Source organism: Sphaerisporangium sp. B11E5 (genome assembly GCF_039871875.1).
Taxonomy (GTDB): domain Bacteria; phylum Actinomycetota; class Actinomycetes; order Streptosporangiales; family Streptosporangiaceae; genus Sphaerisporangium.
Map to the genome: position 1 here is coordinate 93,327 of NZ_JBDPMD010000009.1, position 18,086 is coordinate 111,412.

16 protein-coding genes are annotated in these 18,086 nt (G+C 73.2%); 9 read left to right on the top strand and 7 right to left on the bottom strand.

What is annotated here, in order from left to right:
- Positions 1-35: 35 nt before the first annotated feature.
- Complete coding sequence (locus ABGB17_RS11885) at positions 36-884, bottom strand: ABC transporter ATP-binding protein (protein WP_347628477.1); 849 nt, start codon at positions 882-884, stop codon at positions 36-38.
- 140 nt (positions 885-1,024) lie between these two features.
- Between ABGB17_RS11885 and ABGB17_RS11890 the strand changes: the two genes are divergently transcribed.
- The 4 genes from ABGB17_RS11890 (at position 1,025) to ABGB17_RS11905 (ending at position 6,951) form a co-directional block, all read left to right on the top strand.
- Positions 1,025-1,660 carry an ATP-binding cassette domain-containing protein gene (locus tag ABGB17_RS11890; RefSeq protein WP_347628479.1) on the top strand — a complete coding sequence of 212 codons (636 nt, stop codon included), beginning with the start codon at positions 1,025-1,027 and terminating at the stop codon, positions 1,658-1,660.
- A 97-nt stretch (positions 1,661-1,757) separates the two neighbouring features.
- Positions 1,758-3,017 carry a hypothetical protein gene (locus tag ABGB17_RS11895; protein WP_347628481.1) on the top strand — a complete coding sequence of 420 codons (1,260 nt, stop codon included), beginning with the start codon at positions 1,758-1,760 and terminating at the stop codon, positions 3,015-3,017.
- Positions 3,014-4,732, top strand: a complete 1,719-nt coding sequence (locus ABGB17_RS11900) for an ABC transporter permease subunit (protein WP_347628483.1) — start codon at positions 3,014-3,016, stop codon at positions 4,730-4,732. The genes ABGB17_RS11895 and ABGB17_RS11900 overlap by 4 nt, the downstream gene beginning before the upstream one ends.
- Positions 4,729-6,951 carry a hypothetical protein gene (locus ABGB17_RS11905; RefSeq protein WP_347628485.1) on the top strand — a complete coding sequence of 741 codons (2,223 nt, stop codon included), beginning with the start codon at positions 4,729-4,731 and terminating at the stop codon, positions 6,949-6,951. The genes ABGB17_RS11900 and ABGB17_RS11905 overlap by 4 nt, the downstream gene beginning before the upstream one ends.
- On the opposite strand, the gene ABGB17_RS11910 is transcribed toward ABGB17_RS11905, so the two are convergent.
- Both ABGB17_RS11910 and nucS read right to left on the bottom strand, forming a co-directional pair.
- Positions 6,948-8,105 carry a glycosyltransferase family 4 protein gene (locus tag ABGB17_RS11910; protein ID WP_347628487.1) on the bottom strand — a complete coding sequence of 386 codons (1,158 nt, stop codon included), beginning with the start codon at positions 8,103-8,105 and terminating at the stop codon, positions 6,948-6,950. The genes ABGB17_RS11905 and ABGB17_RS11910 overlap by 4 nt on opposite strands.
- A 308-nt stretch (positions 8,106-8,413) precedes the next feature.
- Positions 8,414-9,073, bottom strand: a complete 660-nt coding sequence (gene nucS / locus ABGB17_RS11915; RefSeq protein ID WP_347628489.1) for an endonuclease NucS — start codon at positions 9,071-9,073, stop codon at positions 8,414-8,416.
- A 113-nt stretch (positions 9,074-9,186) separates the two neighbouring features.
- Here nucS and ABGB17_RS11920 point away from each other — a divergent pair, with 113 nt between their 5' ends.
- From ABGB17_RS11920 to ABGB17_RS11935, 4 genes are all read left to right on the top strand, one after another.
- The gene (locus tag ABGB17_RS11920) at positions 9,187-10,668 is read left to right on the top strand and encodes a 3-hydroxybutyryl-CoA dehydrogenase (protein ID WP_347628491.1); all 1,482 of its coding nucleotides are present in this window, start codon (positions 9,187-9,189) and stop codon (positions 10,666-10,668) included.
- A gap of 37 nt (positions 10,669-10,705) precedes the next feature.
- Positions 10,706-11,023 (top strand): ATP/GTP-binding protein, encoded by a 318-nt coding sequence (locus ABGB17_RS11925; protein WP_347628493.1) that lies wholly within the window; start codon positions 10,706-10,708, stop codon positions 11,021-11,023.
- Positions 11,024-11,152: 129 nt separating this feature from the next.
- The gene (locus tag ABGB17_RS11930; protein WP_347628495.1) at positions 11,153-11,857 is read left to right on the top strand and encodes an alpha/beta hydrolase; all 705 of its coding nucleotides are present in this window, start codon (positions 11,153-11,155) and stop codon (positions 11,855-11,857) included.
- Positions 11,858-11,925: 68 nt separating this feature from the next.
- Positions 11,926-12,684, top strand: coding sequence for an SDR family NAD(P)-dependent oxidoreductase (locus tag ABGB17_RS11935; RefSeq protein ID WP_347628497.1), 759 nt, complete (start codon positions 11,926-11,928; stop codon positions 12,682-12,684).
- Between the two features lie 21 nt (positions 12,685-12,705).
- Here the strand turns inward: ABGB17_RS11935 and ABGB17_RS11940 are convergent, their stop codons facing one another.
- The 3 genes from ABGB17_RS11940 to mce form a co-directional block, all read right to left on the bottom strand.
- Positions 12,706-13,863, bottom strand: a complete 1,158-nt coding sequence (locus tag ABGB17_RS11940; RefSeq protein WP_347628501.1) for an AI-2E family transporter — start codon at positions 13,861-13,863, stop codon at positions 12,706-12,708.
- Between the two features lie 125 nt (positions 13,864-13,988).
- On the bottom strand, positions 13,989-15,296 hold the full coding sequence (locus tag ABGB17_RS11945) for a DivIVA domain-containing protein (protein WP_347628503.1): 1,308 nt from the start codon (positions 15,294-15,296) through the stop codon (positions 13,989-13,991).
- Positions 15,297-15,565: 269 nt separating this feature from the next.
- The gene (gene mce, locus ABGB17_RS11950) at positions 15,566-15,994 is read right to left on the bottom strand and encodes a methylmalonyl-CoA epimerase (RefSeq protein WP_347628505.1); all 429 of its coding nucleotides are present in this window, start codon (positions 15,992-15,994) and stop codon (positions 15,566-15,568) included.
- Between the two features lie 142 nt (positions 15,995-16,136).
- Here mce and ABGB17_RS11955 point away from each other — a divergent pair, with 142 nt between their 5' ends.
- A complete protein-coding gene (locus ABGB17_RS11955; protein WP_347628507.1) occupies positions 16,137-17,342 on the top strand; it encodes an acetyl-CoA C-acetyltransferase in 1,206 nt (401 codons plus the stop codon).
- 16 nt (positions 17,343-17,358) lie between these two features.
- Here ABGB17_RS11955 and ABGB17_RS11960 read toward each other — a convergent pair whose 3' ends face one another.
- Positions 17,359-18,060 (bottom strand): DUF4230 domain-containing protein, encoded by a 702-nt coding sequence (locus tag ABGB17_RS11960; RefSeq protein ID WP_347628509.1) that lies wholly within the window; start codon positions 18,058-18,060, stop codon positions 17,359-17,361.
- Between the last annotated feature and the right edge of the window lie 26 nt (positions 18,061-18,086).

Here is an 18,086-nt window from a genome sequence, read left to right on the forward strand (position 1 = left end):
GGTGTGTTCCTCTCAGGGCTTTCGAAGGCCGGGGTTCAGGAGGCGGGCTTGGCGATGAGACCGAGGTAGACGTCCTCCAGGGTCGGCCGGGTGACCGTCAGCTCGGGCACCTCGCCGTCGAAGCGGCGGGTCAGCTCCAGGACGGTACGGGTGGGCGTGGCCGTCTCCACGCGCCTGCGCTGCCCGTCCTCCTGCCAGCTCACCGTGGCGTCGGCGCCGGCCCGGCCGCCGAGCGTCGCGGGGTCGCCCTCGGCGACGATGCGCCCGGCGTTGATCACCGCCACCCGTCCGGCGAGGGCCTCGGCCTCGTCGAGGTAGTGGGTGGTGAGCATGATGGTCGTGCCCTCGCGCGCCAGGTCCCTGATGAGGTCCCAGAACCGCCGCCGGGCCTCGGGGTCGAACCCGGTGGTGGGCTCGTCGAGGAACAGCAGCTCGGGCCGCCCGATCACGCCGAGCGCCACGTCCACCCGGCGCCGCTGCCCCCCGGACAGCTTGCGCAGCCGGACGCCGGCCTTGTCGCTCAGCCCGACCTTCCCGATCACCTCGTCGGGGTCCCTCGGGTCCTGGTAGTAGCCCGCGAAGTGCCGGACGGTCTCCCGCACGGTCAGCTCTGCGGTGTCCCCGGCCGTCTGCAGCACGATGCCGATCCGGTCACGCCACTGCCGTGTGGGGCTGCCCGGGTCCACCCCGAGCACGCTGACCTCGCCGCCGTCCCGCGACCGGTACCCCTCAAGGATCTCCACCATGGTCGACTTGCCCGCCCCGTTCGGACCGAGGACGGCGAACACCTCCCCCTCCTGGACGTCCAGGTCGATCCCGTCCACCGCCCGCACCTCGCCGTACCGTTTGGCGAGACCACGCACCCGCACCGCTGCCTGTGTCATGTCACGAGCATCCCGCTCACGGCCCGGCCGCGGCACCACCGTCGGGCTGAACCGGGAGTCCACCGAACGGTGGACACCGGGCGCCCCAGGAAGGCCGCGTCGCTTGATCCGCCGGAGAGCGGGCGTTAAATGGTGACAGTATGGATTCGGTCCCTGTCCCCCCGGAGCCGCCGATGCTCGTCCTCGTGCTCGACGCGTTGCGCTGGGAGTGCGGCGGCGGGCGGTCCCGCCTCGATCCCGACCGGCTGCTGGTCCGCTCCGGGGAGATCGCGGTGGTGGCCGACAGGAGCGCCGAGGAGGCGGACACGTTCGCCGAGGTGCTGCTCGGCAGGAAGCCGCTGGACGGGGGGCAGATCCGGCTGGCCGACGCGGTGATCCCGCTGGACATGCGCAGGGAGATCGCCCTGGTGCCGGCCGGGGGCGGGCTGTTCCCCCACCTCAGCGTGCGCGAGAACATCGTGTGCGGGCGGCGGGGTGTCAGCGCGGACGCCGTGCGGGACGCGGCGGCGCGCTTCGGGGTGAAGGGCCACCTCGACCGGCGCCCCGGCGACCTCGCGCACGAGGAACGCATCAGGGTGGCCCTCGCCCGCGCCACCTGCGCCAGCGCCATCCGCGCCCTCGTCGTCGAGGACCGCGCCGGAAGCGCCCCCTGCCACCGCGCGGTCAAGACGGCCCGCAAGGAGTTGCCCGACCTCCCCCTGGTCGTCGTCACCGACGACGCCACCCAGGTCGTGACCCTCCGCCCGGACCCCTGGGAGATCGTCGATGCCCCCTGACCCCGCCGGCGCACGTACACCCGCACGACCTGATCCCGGCGGCGGGCGTGTGCCCGCACGGTCTGGTCCCGGCGGCGGATTCCTCGGGAGCGCGTCCGTGCCGCCTCGTCTCAGCCGCAGGCGGGCGCTCGGGGTGCTGGCGGGTTCGGTGGCCGCCGGGGCCGCGGGGTGTGCCGGGGCGCCGGTGCGGATCGCGGTGCCGTGGAGCGGGTGGGAGCTCGCGCGGTTCCGTGACGTGATGCGCGGGTACGCCGGGGACCCGGTGGTGTTCTCGGCGGGGGACAGCATCGACGCGCTGCTGAAGAACCCCGTGGCGCGGTCGGCGCGGCCGGACGTCGCGTTCGTGCCCCGGCTCGGGCTGCTCGGGGAGGCGGCCTCCGGGCTGCGGAGCATGCCCGCGGCGATCCCCGGCCCCTCTCACGCCCCCGGCGCCGGCGCCTGGACGGGCCTGCTCACCCACGACGGCGCGGTCAAGGGCGTCTGGTTCAAGGCGGCGCACAAGTCGCTGCTCTGGCACCGGGGGCGGAACCCGCCGCCGTACGGCGCGGGCCCGGCCGAGCCGGCGTCGTGGGCCGCGTGGCTGGAGTACTGCGGGAGGGCCGGGCGCCCGCTGCTGTCCATCGGCGCGGCGGACGGCTGGGTGCTCACCGACTGGTTCGAGAACGTGCTGCTCGGCATCGACCCGGACACCTACCGCGCCCTGCTCCCCGCCCCGGGCGGCCGGGGGCCGGGCCCGGGCTGGGACGCCCCCGCGGTCACCCAGGCGCTGCGGTACCTGCGGGACCTGTGGGGCATGGACGGCATCTTCCCCGGCGGGGGACGCCGGGCGTTGCTGACGTCCTTCCACGACTCGATCCTCGACGTCTTCTACTACGGGCACGCCGAGGTGGTGGCCGCCGCCGACTTCGCCTACCCGGTGATCTCCCGGTACGGCGCCACCGCGACCGTCGCCATGCCGTGCCGTTTCCCCGCCGAGCACCCCGGCACCGCGCCGGTCCTGGTGGCGGGGGACGCCGCCGTGGCGCTCTCCGACGCGGGGCGCGGCGTCGTCGAATGGCTGGCGGGAGACGGGGGACGTGCCGCCGTGCGGGACGGCTGGGTGCGCGAGGGCGGCTTCATCTCCCTGGACTCCCAGGTGACCGGCTACCCGGCCGCCCTGCGGCCCTTCGCCGCCCAGGTGATCGGCGAGAACGTCGAGTTCGACCTGTCCGACCAGCTCACCGGGCGGCTGTCCGGCGGCAACGGGCGCGGCCTGTGGCGTGTCCTCACCCGGTTCTTCAGCGACGTCACCGGGGTCACCTCCAGCCGGGACCCGGTCGCGGCGGCGCAGACGGCGATGACGGAGGCGGCCCGATGAGAGACGAGCCGCTGCTGTTCGCGGTCACCCCGAGGATGGACCCCCGGGCCCCGGCCACCTGGAGCTCCCACGGCCGGTGGGCCGGCTGGGGATACCTGCTGCCGGCCGTGGCCGTCATGACCGCCGTGCTCGTGGCGCCGCTGGCGATGACGGTGATCGAGAGCCTCCGCTTCCCTGACGCGTACCGCACGCTCGTCACCGCGGCCGACTTCTGGCTCCCGCTGCGCAACAACCTGATCTGGATGGGGTTCGCCCTCGTCGCCTGCGCGCTCGGCCTCGGCCTCGCCCTGCTGGCCAGGGACGTCGGCGGGCGGCTGCGCCGGGTGCTGACCGCCGCGCTGACCGTCCCCGCCGTCGTCACCCCGCTCGCCGCCGGCATCACGTTGCGGCTCATCTTCGACTTCCGCCCCGAGCGCGGGCTGACCGGGGGCGGGGCGCGGGAGGGGTACCTGCTCGGTCCGGGGTGGATCTGGCTGCTGCTCGGCATGGCCTTCGTCTGGCAGTGGACCGGCGTCGCGTTCCTCGTCTTCCGCGAGGGGCTCGGCAGGATCCGCGGCGACCTGCTGCGCGTCGCCCGTGTGTTCGCGCCGGGCCGGTGGTCGCGGGCCCGCCTGGTGCTGATCCCGGCGCTCTTCCCCACGGCCGCGGTCGCCGGCCTCATCGTGCTCATCGCCGCCACCCGGGCGTTCGAGATCGTGCTGGTGGCCGTCCCGGGGTCCATCCAGGACCAGGTGGACGTGCTCGGGCTGTACTGGTGGCGGCAGAGCGACGTGTTCGCCCCGGGGGAGCGCGAGGCGCTCGGCGTCCTGCTGTTCCTGATCCCCGCCACCGCGGCGCTCCTGCTGCTGTGGCGGCTGCGCCGGGACCTGCCGCCGCCGGGGGAGACGGGGGGGACCGGGCGGACGGGGGAGACCGGGGCACGCGGCCCCGGACGGGTGGCGCGGGCCGCGTCGGCGCTGGTGGCGGCCGTGTGGCTGACACCGATCGCCGTGCTGCTGCTCACCTCGCTGCGCGACCCGGTGGGTGCCGCGCGATCCGGTGTGCGGGCCGCGGGCCACGGGTTCGCCTCCTACGCCGAGGCGCTGCGCGACGGCTCGTTCCTCGACGCGCTCACGCCCACCGCCACCCGGTCCCTGCTGGTCGCGGTCCTCGTGGTGCTCCTCGCCGTCCCCGCGGCGTACGGGCTGACGTACGCCGGGATGCGCCGCCGCGCCGGCGCGCTCGTGGTCGCGCTGGCGGCGGCGCTCGCCACGATCCCGCCGCAGGCGGTCGCCGTGCCGCTCGGCCGGGTGACCGACCGCCTGGTGGGCGGCCCGGTGACACTCAGCCTGGTGCACACCGCGCTGGTGCTGCCGCTCGCGGTGCTGCTGCTGCGCAACGCCTTCCTGTCGGTGCCGCGCCCGGTGGTCGACCGGCCGCTCGCGCAGGGCCACTCGGCGTTCCGCTGGGTCGTCGAGGCGCGGCTGCCCGCCGTGGTCACCGTGGCGGTGCTCGCCGCCGTGTTCACCTGGAACGACCTCATCGTCAGCCTGCTGCTGAACTGGCCGGCCGCCGACCAGGTGCCCCTGGTGATCTGGCAGCAGGCCCGGGAGTTCGCCACCTCCGCCGGCCCGCTCGCCGCCGAGTCGGTGATGGCCGGCGCCGTGCCGGTCGTGCTCGTGCTGGCGACCGGCCGGTGGCTGACCCAGGGGCTGACCCAGGGGGTGGCGCGATGACGCCGCCGCCGCGCCGCCGCAGGGTCACCCGGCTGCTCTCGCTGCTGCCGCAGAGCCGCCGCGAGTCGCTGGTGGCCGCGGTCACCGTGGGCGGCCTCGTCGCGACGGCGCTGCTGAAGGAGATCCTCACCGACCTGGCGCTGGAACTGCTCCCGTTGTGGATCCTCCTCATCGTCACGGTGCCCCCCGTCGTGATCTTCTGGCTGCGCCGGCGGCACGCCCCCGGCGGCGTGCCCGAGTCGCCGCCGCTGACCTTCCCGCCGCCCGCCGAGCGGCTCGTCGGGCGGGACGAGGCGGTGCGGCAGGTCGTGCACCGGGTGGAGGCACGCGGGCTGGCCGTCGTGCAGGGCAGCAAGGGCCTCGGCACGTCCGCCGTGGCCATCGCCGCCGCGTGGGAGCTGGAGCCGCACACCGCCCGGCAGCGGTACGCCGACCTGCGCGGCCAGGACCGCGGCCGTCCCGAGCCCGCGCTGAGCGTGGCCCGCAGGACGCTCGGCGTGCTCGGTCTCCAGCCGGGCGCCGTGGAGACCCTCGACGCGGCGGCGGCCCTGGTCGGCGACGCGCTGCGGACGTCGGGGCACACGCTGCTGCTGGACAACGTGCAGGAGTGGACGCAGGTCGCGTGGCTGCCCCGCGCCCCCGCGGTGCGGATCGTCGTGGCCGGGCTGCTCGACGGCACGCCGGTGGAGGAGGACCCCATCCCCATCGGGTCCCTGTCGGAGGAGGACGGCCTCGCCCTGCTGCGGGCCAAGGTGACGGAGAACCCCGGGCGGCTCACCTCGGCCGACCCGCTGCCGCGCTCGTTCCTGCGCAACCCCGTGATCGTGCTCACCATCGCCGCCTGGCTCGACAGGAACGCCACCATGCGGGTCGCCGACCTCGCGGGGGAGCTGCGGGCGCGGCCGTCGGACGCCGACGTGCTGGCGACCGTCAGGCGGCGGTTGTCGCACGGCTTGTCGCCGCACGCGGCGCGGCTGCTGTCGGTGCTCGCCCACCTGCCCGTCGAGGAGGTCGCCACCGGCACGCTCGCCCGGGTCGCGGGACTGTCGGAACGGGACACCGGCGACGCGATCAGGGTGCTGCTCGACAACTGCCTGGTGGAGCGGCCGCGCTCGCCGTCCCGGGTGCGCGCCGTGGACGGGGCCGCGCTGATCGTGGACCCGCCGCGCGACCGCGCCGCCGTCACCCGGGCCCTGGCCGGGCAGCTCGCCGCCCAGGCCGACGCGCACAGCCGCCGGCTGCCGGAGGACGAGGGCGCCCGGCGGTGGTTCGCCGCCGAGGACACCGCGCTGCTGAAGGTGCTCGACGACGCGGCGCCGGGCGCCTCGGCGTACGACGTCTGGCGCATCGGGGACGCCCTGGAGACGTGGTTCAACACCCAGCACCGGCAGACCGACCGGCTGGACGCCGCCCGCCGCCTCGCCGCCGCGGCGCGCAGGCTGAAGGACCGGGAGGCGAGCGTCGTCGCCGAGCTGCGCTGCGCCGACGTGGGGCTGGCCCTCGGTGTGGTCGGTTCGGCGAGCCGGCACGTGGCGCGGGCCTTCGAGTCGCTGCCCGCGAAGGCGCACCCGCCGCAGCTCCATCTGGCCCGCGCCGCCGTGCACCTGACCACGCAGGAGGACCTCACGGTCGTCGAGGCGGAGCTGGCGCGGTACCGGCAGGCGCTGCCGTCCGGGGACGTCCAGGGGCTCGCGGTGGCGCGGGTCAACATCGGGGCGCTGCTGCTCAGCGGGGACGCCCTGGACTCCCGCCGGGTGCAGGACGCCCACCGGCTACTCGGCGCCGTCGCGGCCTCCGCCGGCGACGGCGTCGACCCCGGCACCAAGGCCCACGCGACCGAGCTGCGGGCGCTCGCCGACTGGCGGCTCGGCAAGGAGCAGGAGGCCCGCGCCGGCTGGCGGCGGGCCGCCGCGATGTTCCGGCGCGCCGGCGAGCCGGTGGGGGAGGGCCGCTGCACGGTGCACCTCGGCACCTCCCTCGTCGCCTCCGACGCCGCCGAGGCCGCGCGCCTGCTGCGCGCCGGCCGTGCCCGTCTGCCGCGCACCGGCGTGCCGACCGCGCTGGCCTGCCTCTACCTGGCCCGTCTCGACCCCGGCCAGGCGGACGAGCACGTCACGGCCGGTCTCGCCGCCCTCGTCCCCTGGGACGACGTGAGCGAGCCCCCGTACATCGGGGACATCCGCCGGCGCCTGGAGGAACTGGCCACGATCCCGTCCTAACCGCTCGCCGGCGCGCCGTCCCCGCGCCGGTCCGCCGCCAGCTCGTCCAGCAGCGCGTCCCAGCGGGGGCCGATGGACGTCATGCGGTACCGCTCCACGGTGCGCAGGGCGTTCGCGGCCAGGGTGCGGCGCAGGGACTCGTCCTCGATGAGGCGGTTGAGCGCGTGGCCGAGGGCGGCGGCCTTGGCGGAGCGGACGAGCAGGCCGTCGTGGCCGTCGGTGAGGATCTCGCGCGGGCCGTGCGGGCAGTCGAAGCTGACCACGGGCACGCCCTTGCTCATCGCCTCAAGGATCGTCATGCCGAAGCCCTCGTACCGGGAGGCGACCGCGTGGATCGACGCCTCCGACAACGCGACCCCCGTCTCGCGGGCGCTGCCGGCGAGCACGACCTTGCCGGTCAGGCCCGCCGCGTCGATGCGGTCGCGCAGGCGCCGCTCGCGCTCCTCGGTGCCGGCGCCGTGGATGCGCAGCTCCCAGTCGGGGTGGGCCTCGGCGACCGTCTTCCAGGCGTTGACCAGCCGGTCGAAGCCCTTGGCGTGCGCGATGCGGCCGATGCCCACGACCACCTTCTCCTCCAGCGTGGAGACGTCCCCCGCCAGCTCGGCCACGGCGTTCGGCAGGCACAGCAGGCGGCGGGGCGGCCGGGACCGCAGCGCCTTGCGGTACGCCTTCAGATCGGCCTCGGTGAGCGTGGTGAACGCGTCCAGCCGGCCGTAGCGGCGGCGGATCGCGGCCCGCAGCTCGGGCGCGTGCGTGTCGTAGGTGGTGTGCTCCTGGCCGATGGTGATCACGCCGGGCGGGGCGAACAGCGCCATGATCAAGTTGAACGCGGGGCGGGTGCCGATGAGCACGCCGCCGCGCAGCGAGCGCAGGTGACGGACCAGCAGCAGGTCCGTGCGCAGGCTCATCGTGGCGTACGCCTTCTCCTGCTCGGGCACCAGCCTGCTGCGCGCCCGGGCCAGGCGCCGGGCGACCGGCCCTTGGCGGACGGTGCGATCGTCCAGGAACGTCACCCGCACGCCGGGCGGTATGTCGAAGAACGGTTCCTCGGCGGTGCGGATCAGGCTGACGATCTCGACGTCCCGCGTGCGGGCCAGATGGGCCGCGAGGTTGAGCGTGGTGCGGATCGTGCCACCCATTCCGTACGCGTGCAACAACAGGATGCGAACGGTGCCGGTGCCGGGTGGCGGCGCCCCGCGCGCCTTTCGCCGGTTGAGTACACCGATCACCCGTAACGCGGCACGCGCGACGGCCCTGCGCCCATTCCACGACACGCTGGAAAACCCCTCCCTGAAGAATTACTCCCTATGCCCACTCACCGCCGGACATGCGGCTGGTGGGGCATTTGCCTCCGTTTCCCTGTGACGCTGTTTCGCTGGGAAAGGTTGGTGGAGGCGGGAAAGATCATCCTCAGGGATGAGGGATGAAAACCTCAGAGCATGTCAGAAATCACCAAACAGGCTCAGAACAACGTGTCCTTACGCTCGATGCCGCGCAGCGTGTCGTAGTCCAGCAGCACACAGCGAATGCCACGGTCCTCAGCGAGCGTGCGCGCCTGCGGCACGATGGTCTGCGCGGCCAGGATGCCGCCGACCGGGGACAACAATGGATTGCGGTTCAGCAACTCCAGGTACCGGGTGAGCTGCTCGACGGCGTCGATGCCCGCCCGCCGCTTGATCTCCACCGCTACGGTGGCGCCGGGCCGGTCGCGGCACAGGATGTCCACCGGCCCGATCGCCGTGGGGTACTCGCGCCGGATCAGCGTCCAGCCGTCCCCCAGGGTCTCGATGTGCTCGGCCAGCAGTTCCTGCAGATGGGCCTCCACGCCGTCCTTGATCAGACCGGGGTCCACGCCGAGCTCGTGGGACGAGTCGTGCGTGATCTCCTCGATGGTGAGGATGAGTTTCTCACCGGTCTTGTCGTGCGTGACCGTCCAGACGCCCTCCTCCTCGCGCAACCGGCACGGAGGGCTCATCCAGTTCAGCGGCTTGTACGCCCGGTCGTCGGCATGCACCGACACGGAACCGTCCCCCTTGATGAGGATCAGCCGGGGTGCCATGGGCAGGTGCGCCGTCAGCCGTCCCACGTAGTCCACGCTGCATCGCGCGATGACCAGTCGCATGACGGCCAACCCTACCGCCCGGCCCGGTGCCCGTCAGGCGGACGATCGGGCCGGCCCTGACAGGGCCGGTGCCGCGGCTCTGGAAGACTGGATGCCGAGTGGAGGTGTGACGCATGGGTACGGCGTTCGGGACCGTGGGGGTCGTCGGGCTCGGCACGATGGGGGCGGGGATCGCGGAGGTGTTCGCCCGCGCGGGGCTCGCGGTGATCGGTGTGGAGGCCGGCCCGGACGCACTGGAGCGCGGCCGGGCCCATCTGCGCCGGTCCACCGAGAAGGCCGTGCGGCGGGGCAAGCTCACCGAGGACGAGCGTGAGGCGATCCTCGGCAGGGTCACCTTCGCCACGAGGCTCGACGCGCTGCGGGACGCCGACCTGGTGGTCGAGGCCATCCCGGAGGTCATGGACGCCAAGCGGGCGCTGTTCGCCGAGCTCGACCGGGTGTGCGGGCCCGCGGCCGTGCTCGCCACCAACACCTCCTCGCTGGCGGTCACGGCCCTCGCCGCCGCCACCTCGCGCCCCGGCCGGGTCGTCGGCATGCACTTCTTCAACCCCGCGCCCGTCATGCGCCTCGTCGAGGTGGTGCGCACCGTCGTCACCGACGACGGCGTGGCCGAGGACGTCGCGGACCTCGCGCGCCGCGCCGGCAAGACCCCGGTGCGCGTGGGGGACCGCGCGGGGTTCGTGGTCAACCGGCTGCTGCTCGGCTACCTCAACCGCGCGGTCGGGCTGCTGGAGCGGGGCGTGGCGTCCCAGCACGACATCGACACCGCGATGCGGATCGGCGCGGGCCTGCCGATGGGGCCGTTCGCGCTGCTCGACCTGATCGGTCTCGACACCGCGCGGGAGATCTGCGAGGTGCTGTTCCAGGAGAACCGCGACCCGTCGTTCGCGCCGTCCCCGCTGCTGCGGGAGCTGGTCGCGGCCGGGGCGCTCGGGCGCAAGACCGGGCGCGGGTTCTCCGCCTACACCGAGGAGTCGTCCGGGCCCGCGCCGCGCCACGAGCCCTCGCCCCGGCTGAACGTCGCCTCGGTGTGCGTTCTCGGGGAGGGGGCGCGGGAGTTCCAGGACCGGCTGCACGTCATCGGGTTCAAGTGCGCCGACCCGCCCGAGTCCGACGTGGTCATCGCGCTCTGCGACGGCGCCGTGGCGGGCTCGGCCGGGCAGGTGCCCCGGCCCGAGCACCTGGTGGGGCTCCACCTGGTGGGGGACCGTCTGGCCGAGGTGGTCCGCACGGTGCGCACCGCGCCGGAGGCGGCCGAGGCGGTGCGCGGGCTCATCCGTGTGCTCGGCCGCACGCCGGTGACCACCGCCGACCGGGCCGGGCTTGTGGTGAACGCGCTCACCTACCCCTACCTCAACGACGCGGTGCGCATGTACGACGCCGGGTACGCCACGATGGACGAGATCGACGACGCCATGCGGCTCGGCTGCGGCTACCCCGCGGGCCCGTTCGAGACGCTGGACGAGCTGGGGCTCGCCACCGTGCGGGACGGCCTGCTCGCCCTGTACGAGGAGTACCGCGAGCCGTTCCTCGCCCCCGCGCCGCTGCTGGACCGTCTCGTCACCGCCGGCGTGCCCGGCTTCCGGGCCCGATGAGGGAAGAAACCCGGACCCTCCCCACGTTCGTGCCGACATGAGCCCCCGCCGCGCCCGCCGCATGGACCCCTCGCTGGGCAAGGGCGGCCGTCCCGTCCGCCCCGCCGAGGACGCCCTGCGCGGCTCGGAGCGCCTGGAGAGCGCCCCGGACGGCGACTGGAAGGTCCGCCAGGTCTCCGGCGCCGCCTCCGACAAGCTCTACCGCTGCCCCGGCTGTGAACACCAGATCCGTCCGGGCCTCCCGCACGTCGTGAGCTGGCCCGCCTGGCAGGGCGGCGAGTCCGAACGCCGTCACTGGCACACCGCCTGCTGGCACAAACGCATCGACCGCGGCCCCGGCCGCTCCCGCTACTGACCCGCCCCCGGCCGGGTCAGGAGAGGTTCCGGCATCGTGGAGCGGGCGCGCCAGGCGCGTTATCGAGAAGAGTGGGCGGGAACGCGATGATCCGCGTCCCAGGCCCGTAATCGCACCGAGGAGACACCTGTGGAGATCCGCTCGTCGACGGTCCTGCCCGCCGTGCGGCAGGACATCGAGCTGCACACCGCCGACGGGCTCACGCTGGTCGGCGAGCTGGCCCTGCCTCCCGAGGGCCCGCCGGTCGCCACCCTGGTCTGCCTGCACCCGCTGCCCACCGCCGAGGGCATGATGGACAGCCACCTCCTGCGCAAGGCCGCCAACCGCCTTCCCGCCCTGGCCGGCGTCGCCGTCCTCCGCTTCAACACCCGGGGCACCGAATCCCCGCGCGGCCGCTCCGAGGGCGCCTTCGGCGACGGCGAGTCCGAACGCTTCGACGTCGCCGCCGCCCTGGAGTACACCGAGTTCCACGACCTCCCCGGCCCGTGGCTGCTCGGCTGGTCCTTCGGCACCGAGCTGGCGCTGCGATGGGGCCGCGACCCCCTGGTCCAGGGCGCCATCCTGTTGTCCCCGCCCCTGCGCCGCGCCACCGACCAGGACCTCGACGCCTGGGCGGAGTTCGGCCGCCCTCTGGTCGCGATGATCCCCGAGTTCGACGACTACCTGCGCCCCGAGGAGGCCCGTCGACGGTTCGCCCGCGTCCCGCACGCCGAGATCGTCGCCGTGGACAACGCCAAGCACCTCTGGGTGGGGGAGCCGTACGTCCGCGTCGTCCTCGACGAGATCGTCAAGCACGTCAACCCGGCCGCCCACCCGCTCCCTACCGAGGTCTGACGCACCGAGTGCGGCGCGCACGGCCCGCCCCATAGAATTTCATTCGGTTTTCGGATGAGGAGGGTGCGGTGCAGGCGTTCGATCTTTCTGGGCGTAACGCGTTTGTGACCGGGGCGTCGCGGGGTATCGGGCGGGCGATCGCGCTGGCCTACGCCGAGGCCGGGGCCGATCTCGTGCTGGTGTCCCGGTCGGCGGAGAAGCTGGCGGAGGTCGCCAAGGAGGTCGAGGCGGCGGGGCGCAGGGCGCACGTCATCGCCTGTGACCTCACCGACCGCGACGCGGCGGCGGCGGCCGTCCACGAGGCGATCGAGGCGTTCGGGCACCTCGACATCGTGGTGAACAACGCGGGCGGGTCCAACTTCATCGTGCCGTTCAAGGACCTGCGCCTGTCCGGCTGGGACAAGCTGATCCGCCTGAACCTCGACACGGTGATGACGGTCTGCCACGCCGTCGCCCCCCACCTGCTGGAGCGCGGCTCGGGCACGGTCATCAACGTCTCCTCCGTCGCCTCTCTCGGCGCTCCCTTCCTGGCCCCCTACGCCGCCGCCAAGGCCGGTGTGGTCGCCCTCACCAAGACCCTCGCCGTCGAATGGGCCGCCGCGGGTGTGCGGGTCAACGCCCTGTGCCCCGGCTGGACCGCCACCGACCTCAACCGCGGCCTCTGGCAGGACGAGAACGCCTCGCGCGCCACCATCGGCAACGTCCCCATGGCCCGCTGGGGCACCACCGAGGAGATGGCCGCCCCCGCCGTCTTCCTCGCGAGCCAGGCGTCCGCGTACATGACCGGCCAGGTCCTCTACGTGGACGGCGGCCTCACCGCGACCTGACCCCCGCCGCCGCCTCCCCGGTCAGGCCCGCGCCTGCCGGGGAAGCAGCACCTCGCGCACGATCAGCGCGACCGCGGCGGCCACCGGGATGGCCAGCAGGGCCCCCACCACGCCGAGCAGCGCACCGCCGAACAGCGCGGCGATCACCGAGACCGCCGGCGCGACGTCCACCGAGCGGCGCATGACGCGTGGGTAGATCACGTAGTTCTCCACCTGCTGGTACACGGTGAAGAAGATCACACACGCGATGGCCAGCGTGCCCGACTGCAGCGCCCCCACGGCCGTGACCAGGACCGCGCCCACCGTGGCGCCCACCAGCGGGATCAGGTCGGCGACCGCGATCACCAACGCCAGCGCGAGCGCGTACTTGGCGCCCGCGACGGTCAGGAACAACCAGGACAGGCACCCGGCGATCACCGAGATCAGCACGTTGCCCGCGACGTACCCGCCGATGCCGGTGAGGATCTCGTCCCCGATGGCCCGCGTGCGGGTCCGGCGGCTGGCGGGCACCAGCTTCAGCAGGTACTCCTTGATCGCGGACAGCGAGCCGAGGAAGTACAGGGTGAGCACCAGCAGGGTGAGCCCGGAGAAGAACGCGTCCAGCACGACCGCTCCCGCGCCGAGGATGCCCCCGGCCACGGTGGTGCCGAGGTCGCCGCTGGTGACGTACTGCTGCAGCTTGGCGAGGATCTGGTAGTCGGCGTCCAGTTGCTTGATCGTCGGGTTGGCGAGCAACTCCTGCACGTACCCGGGCACGGCCTTGATGAAGTCGCTGGTCTCCTGGCTGACCGGCGGCACGATGGCCAGCCCGAACAGCACGAACAGCACGATCACGCCGGCGAACACGATCGAGATCGCCCCCCGGCGCGGCACCCGGACCCGCTGCAGCGCCTCCACGATGGGGTTCAGCCCCACCGCCAGGAACATGGCCACCACGATCAGCACGATCACGTTGCGCGCGCTGACCAGCGCCTGCGCCAGCCCCCACGCGGTGAGCACCCCGAGGGCGGCCGTGAGCCCCCACAGGAACGGCCCGCGGGTGAGCGGCTTGCCGGGTTCCCCGTACGGCGTCTCGGCGGCCTTCTCCGGCCGGTCCAGGGTGATCACCGCCGTCGCCGTGGTGTCCGGCGAGACGGCGTCCCTCGGAGCGGGCACCGTGTCCGGCGTGGAATCGGGCACAGGTGCTCCTCGTGCGTCGGACGGTGAAGGTGAGGAAGGGGTGAAACAAGAGGAGAGCCTAGCGACCATGAAGGTCGCCAGGCTCTCCGGTAGCCGTCCCTATCGCCCTTTGTGTGGTGCGGCGTCTACTCCTGCCACCACTCGGAGTCGTCCTCGGCCGGTGCGGAGGCCCGCTGCGAGACGGGTGCCGCGGCCGGCGCCGGGGCGGGCTTGTCGTTGACGACCGGGGTGGCCGCCAGGGCGGGCTTCGGCGCGGGCGCCGCGACCGCGGGGGCGTCGTCCATGCCCGGCAGGGCCGCGCCGCCGAGCAACTGGCGAAGCTGGGCGAGGTGGCTCGTGATGCTGTCGCGCTGGCGGGTCAGCTCGTCCACCTGGCGCTGGGCGAGCGTACGGTTGCGCTCGGCCTCGGCCTTGGCGTCCGAGACGATGGACTCGGCGCTGGCCTTGGCCTCCGCGACCAGTTGGTCGGCGTTCTTGCGGGCGTTGGCCAGCAACTGCTTGGCGTGGGTGTCGGCCTCGCGCCGGGTCTGGTCGGCCTGCTGGGTGGCCTTGGTGGCCCGCTGCTCGGCGGTGGCGGCCCGCTGCTCGGCCTCGGCGACGAGCTTCTGCGTGGCGGCCTGCGCGGTGGCGTGACGCTCGGACTCCTGGCGCTCCGCCTCCTCGCGGCGGGCGGCGAGCTGGATCTCGAACTCGGCCTCGTCCTGGGCCCGCTTGGCCTCGGACTCCTCCAGCACCCGCTGCGCCTGCGCCCGCATCTCGTCCGCCTGGCGCTTGGCGGTGGTGAGCACCTCGTCGCGCTCGCGCTTGGTGGACGCGCGGAGCTGGGCGACCTCACGCTCGGTGGTGGTGCGCAGCTTGGCGATCTCGCGCTCGGCGTCGGCCCGCTTCTCGGCGACCTCGTGGTCGGCGGTGGCGCGGAGCTTGGAGACCTCGCGCTCGGTGGTGGAGGTCAGCTCGTCGGACTCGCGGCGGGCGGTGGAGCGGATCTCCTCGGCCTCGCGCTCGGCGGTGGTGCGGGTCTCCTCGGCCTCACGGGTGGCCAGGGCGCGCTTCTCGGCGGCCTCGTTCTCCGCGGCGGCCCGCAGGTCGGCGGCGTCGACCTTGGCCGCGGCCTTGATCTCGTTGGCCTCGGCCCTGGCCGCCTGGACCAGCTCGGTGGCCTGCTCCTCCGCCAGGCGGAGGAGCTGCTCGATGCGTGCGCCGAGACCGGAGTAGGTCGGGCGCTCCTGCTCCTGGAGCTGGCGCTGGGAGTCGGACAGCTCACGCTGCAACGCGGCGACCTGCTCGCGTGACTGCCGCAGGTCCGTGTCGATCTGCTTCAGATGGTCGTGAACCTGGTGCCGGTCGTAGCCACGGAGAACCACGTCGAATTCCCGCGTGGGTGCGTCTTCAAAGAAATTGTTGAGCTGGGCGTCGATGTCGGAGGACTGCATGAGGCTCGATCCTGGGTTGTCGAGACGGCTACACGGGCCGGACGAGGGGCGGACATCCGAGGCGAGGCCCCGCCATCGCCCACGCGTGCCCGGCACAGGGCCATCGCGGAGCTCGGGTGCGCTCGCTCGCAGTCCTGCGCTGGGCTCGCCCGTCCATGGCGGGATCCACGTCCGGTGGTAGGTCAGCGTACTCCGGTGTTGCCGAATTGGAGGTCCCGACCGACTTTCTGCGTGACTTGTTACGAATAGGCCATTGTTGAGTTTCGCTGCTAGGACTGGCGCCGGGGGGACTCCACCAGCTCTGTCAACACTCCTCCCACATCTTTCGGATGAAGAAACGCGATTGAGGTGCCCATTGCCCCGTGCCGGGGCTCCTTGTCGATGACGCGGATGCCGATGGCCGCCATCTCCCTGATGGCCTTCGGCAGATCGGGCACGCCGTACGCGATGTGGTGGATGCCCTCGCCGCGGCGGGCGAGGAAGCGGCCGACGGGGGTGTCGGGACGCAGCGGCTGGACGAGCTGGATGTACGAGCCGCCGCCCTCGCCGTCCGCGATGTGCAGCATGGCCTCGTTCACGCCCTGTTCCTCATTGATTTCGCGGCTGACCACCGTGACGTCGAAGACCTTCTCGTAGAAAGCGATCTTCTCGTCGAGATCGTGGCAGGCGATGCCCACGTGGTCGATTCTCAGCAGCATTGCGTACTCCTCCTCCGCCCCGTCCCTGCTCGACGGGACGCTCCCGCGGGGGCGCTCCCGCGGCGACCTCCCCCGAGGTCGTCGTACGGTCTCTCCTAGGTATGGTGACAAAGTCGCCCACGACCCCATCATGGAGGCCCCGGTGTCCAGTTCTCCCGAAGTCAGGCGTTCGGTCATCGTCGCTGGGGCCCGCACCCCTATCGGGCGTCTCCTCGGCGCTCTGGCAGGGGTTTCCGCCGTCGAGCTGGGCGGCATCGTGATCAAAGCCGCGCTGGAGCGGTCCGGCGTCGCCCCCGAGCGGGTGCAGTACGTGATCATGGGTCAGGTGCTGCAGGCCGGGGCCGGGCAGATCCCCTCGCGCCAGGCCGCGGTGAAGGCCGGCATCCCGATGACCGTGCCCTCCTTGACGATCAACAAGGTCTGCCTGTCCGGCCTGGACGCCATCGCCCTGGCCGACCAGCTCATCAGGGCCGGGGAGTTCGACATCGTGGTGGCGGGCGGCATGGAGTCCATGACCAACGCGCCCCACCTGCTGCCCGGCCTGCGCAAGGGCGTCAAGTACGGCCCGGCCGGCATCCAGGACTCGATGGCCCTGGACGGCCTCACGGACGTCTTCGACCAGGTCTCGATGGGGGAGTCCACCGAGCGCCACAACACCCGCCTCGGGCTCGGCAGGGCCGAGCAGGACGCCTTCTCCGCCCGCTCCCACCAGCTCGCCGCCGCCGCGATCAAGGACGGCCGCTTCGACGACGAGATCGTGCCGGTGAGCCTGCCGCAGCGCAAGGGCGACCCGGTGGTCTTCTCCGCCGATGAGGGCGTGCGCGGCGACACCACCGTGGAGACGCTGGCGGGGCTGCGGCCCGCGTTCGCCAAGGACGGCACGATCACGGCCGGGTCGGCGTCCCAGATCTCCGACGGCGCGTGCGCGGTCGTGGTGATGTCCAAGGCCAAGGCCGAGGAGCTCGGCCTGCCGTGGCTCGCCGAGATCGGCGCGCACGGCAACGTCGCGGGGCCGGACAACTCGCTGCAGTCCCAGCCCGCCAACGCCATCGCGCAGGCCCTCGGCAAGCAGGGGCTCACCGTGGACGACCTCGACCTGGTCGAGATCAACGAGGCGTTCGCCGCGGTCGTGCTGCAGTCGGTCAAGGAGCTCGGCGTGCCGCAGGACAAGGTCAACGTGAACGGCGGCGGCATCGCCCTCGGCCACCCCATCGGCGCGTCGGGCGCCCGCATCGTGCTGACGCTCGCGCACGAGCTGCGCCGCCGCGGCGGGGGCACCGGCGCGGCGGGGCTGTGCGGCGGCGGGGGTCAGGGCGACGCCCTCATCATCACCGTCCCTGCTTCCTGAGCGGCCCGCCACGCCGTCAGGGCTCGTCGGCGAACTTGACCGTCACCTTGGTGAACCCCAGCGACTTGAGCATGCCCTCCAGCATCAGCTTGGTGTTCTGGTCGGCGCGTTGCCGCAGGTCGCTCTGCTGGGCCGCCTCGGCGATCTTCTTCGTGGCCAGCACGTAGAGCTCCTGCTGGTCCTGCGGGCTGTTCGACAGCATGTCCTGGAACCGGTCGAACAGGCCGCGTTCATGGGCGTACACGTGTGATTTCTCGTTGTCCAGGTTGGGGCGTTCCAGTTGGGCACGGGGCAGCCGCACCGTCACCTCGGTGCGGTCGGGGGAGACGGTGAGCGCGTCCTCCTTCAGCCCGGCGAAGTCGACGTACGCGTCCACGCTCCCCACGCCGATGAACAGGGTGCGCGAGCCCTTCAGCGCGTCGGGCAGGAAGGGGGCGTCCTTCTCCAGGTCCACGATCACCTGGAAGTTGCCGCTCGCGGCCTGGAAGCGGCTCATGTCCTGGATCGACTGGAGCAGCACCGGCGGGCTGCGGTCGACGTTCCGCGTCCCGAAGGGATCTATGTAGGTCCAGGCGAGCCAGGCTCCTCCGGCGAGCAGCACGACGGCGACCAGGGCGGCGGCGAGGTACCGCCGGCCGCGGCCGGAGCGGCGTCGTTCGAACGCTTCGGCGTCGGTGGGCGGGTATCCCGTCCGGGAGGGCGGCGAGTCGCGTTTCACGGCGGAGATTCTTCCCGAGAAGCACC

Excerpts from the sequence above, each read along its gene's own strand:
- ABGB17_RS11885 (WP_347628477.1), bottom strand. The coding sequence starts at position 884 with ATGACACAGGCAGCGGTGCGGGTGCGTGGTCTCGCCAAACGGTACGGC.
- ABGB17_RS11945 (WP_347628503.1), bottom strand. The coding sequence starts at position 15,296 with ATGCAGTCCTCCGACATCGACGCCCAGCTCAACAATTTCTTTGAAGAC.
- ABGB17_RS11925 (WP_347628493.1), top strand. The coding sequence starts at position 10,706 with ATGAGCCCCCGCCGCGCCCGCCGCATGGACCCCTCGCTGGGCAAGGGC.
- mce (WP_347628505.1), bottom strand. The coding sequence starts at position 15,994 with ATGCTGCTGAGAATCGACCACGTGGGCATCGCCTGCCACGATCTCGAC.
- ABGB17_RS11900 (WP_347628483.1), top strand. The coding sequence starts at position 3,014 with ATGAGAGACGAGCCGCTGCTGTTCGCGGTCACCCCGAGGATGGACCCC.
- ABGB17_RS11920 (WP_347628491.1), top strand. The coding sequence starts at position 9,187 with ATGGGTACGGCGTTCGGGACCGTGGGGGTCGTCGGGCTCGGCACGATG.
- ABGB17_RS11890 (WP_347628479.1), top strand. The coding sequence starts at position 1,025 with ATGGATTCGGTCCCTGTCCCCCCGGAGCCGCCGATGCTCGTCCTCGTG.
- nucS (WP_347628489.1), bottom strand. The coding sequence starts at position 9,073 with ATGCGACTGGTCATCGCGCGATGCAGCGTGGACTACGTGGGACGGCTG.
- ABGB17_RS11905 (WP_347628485.1), top strand. The coding sequence starts at position 4,729 with ATGACGCCGCCGCCGCGCCGCCGCAGGGTCACCCGGCTGCTCTCGCTG.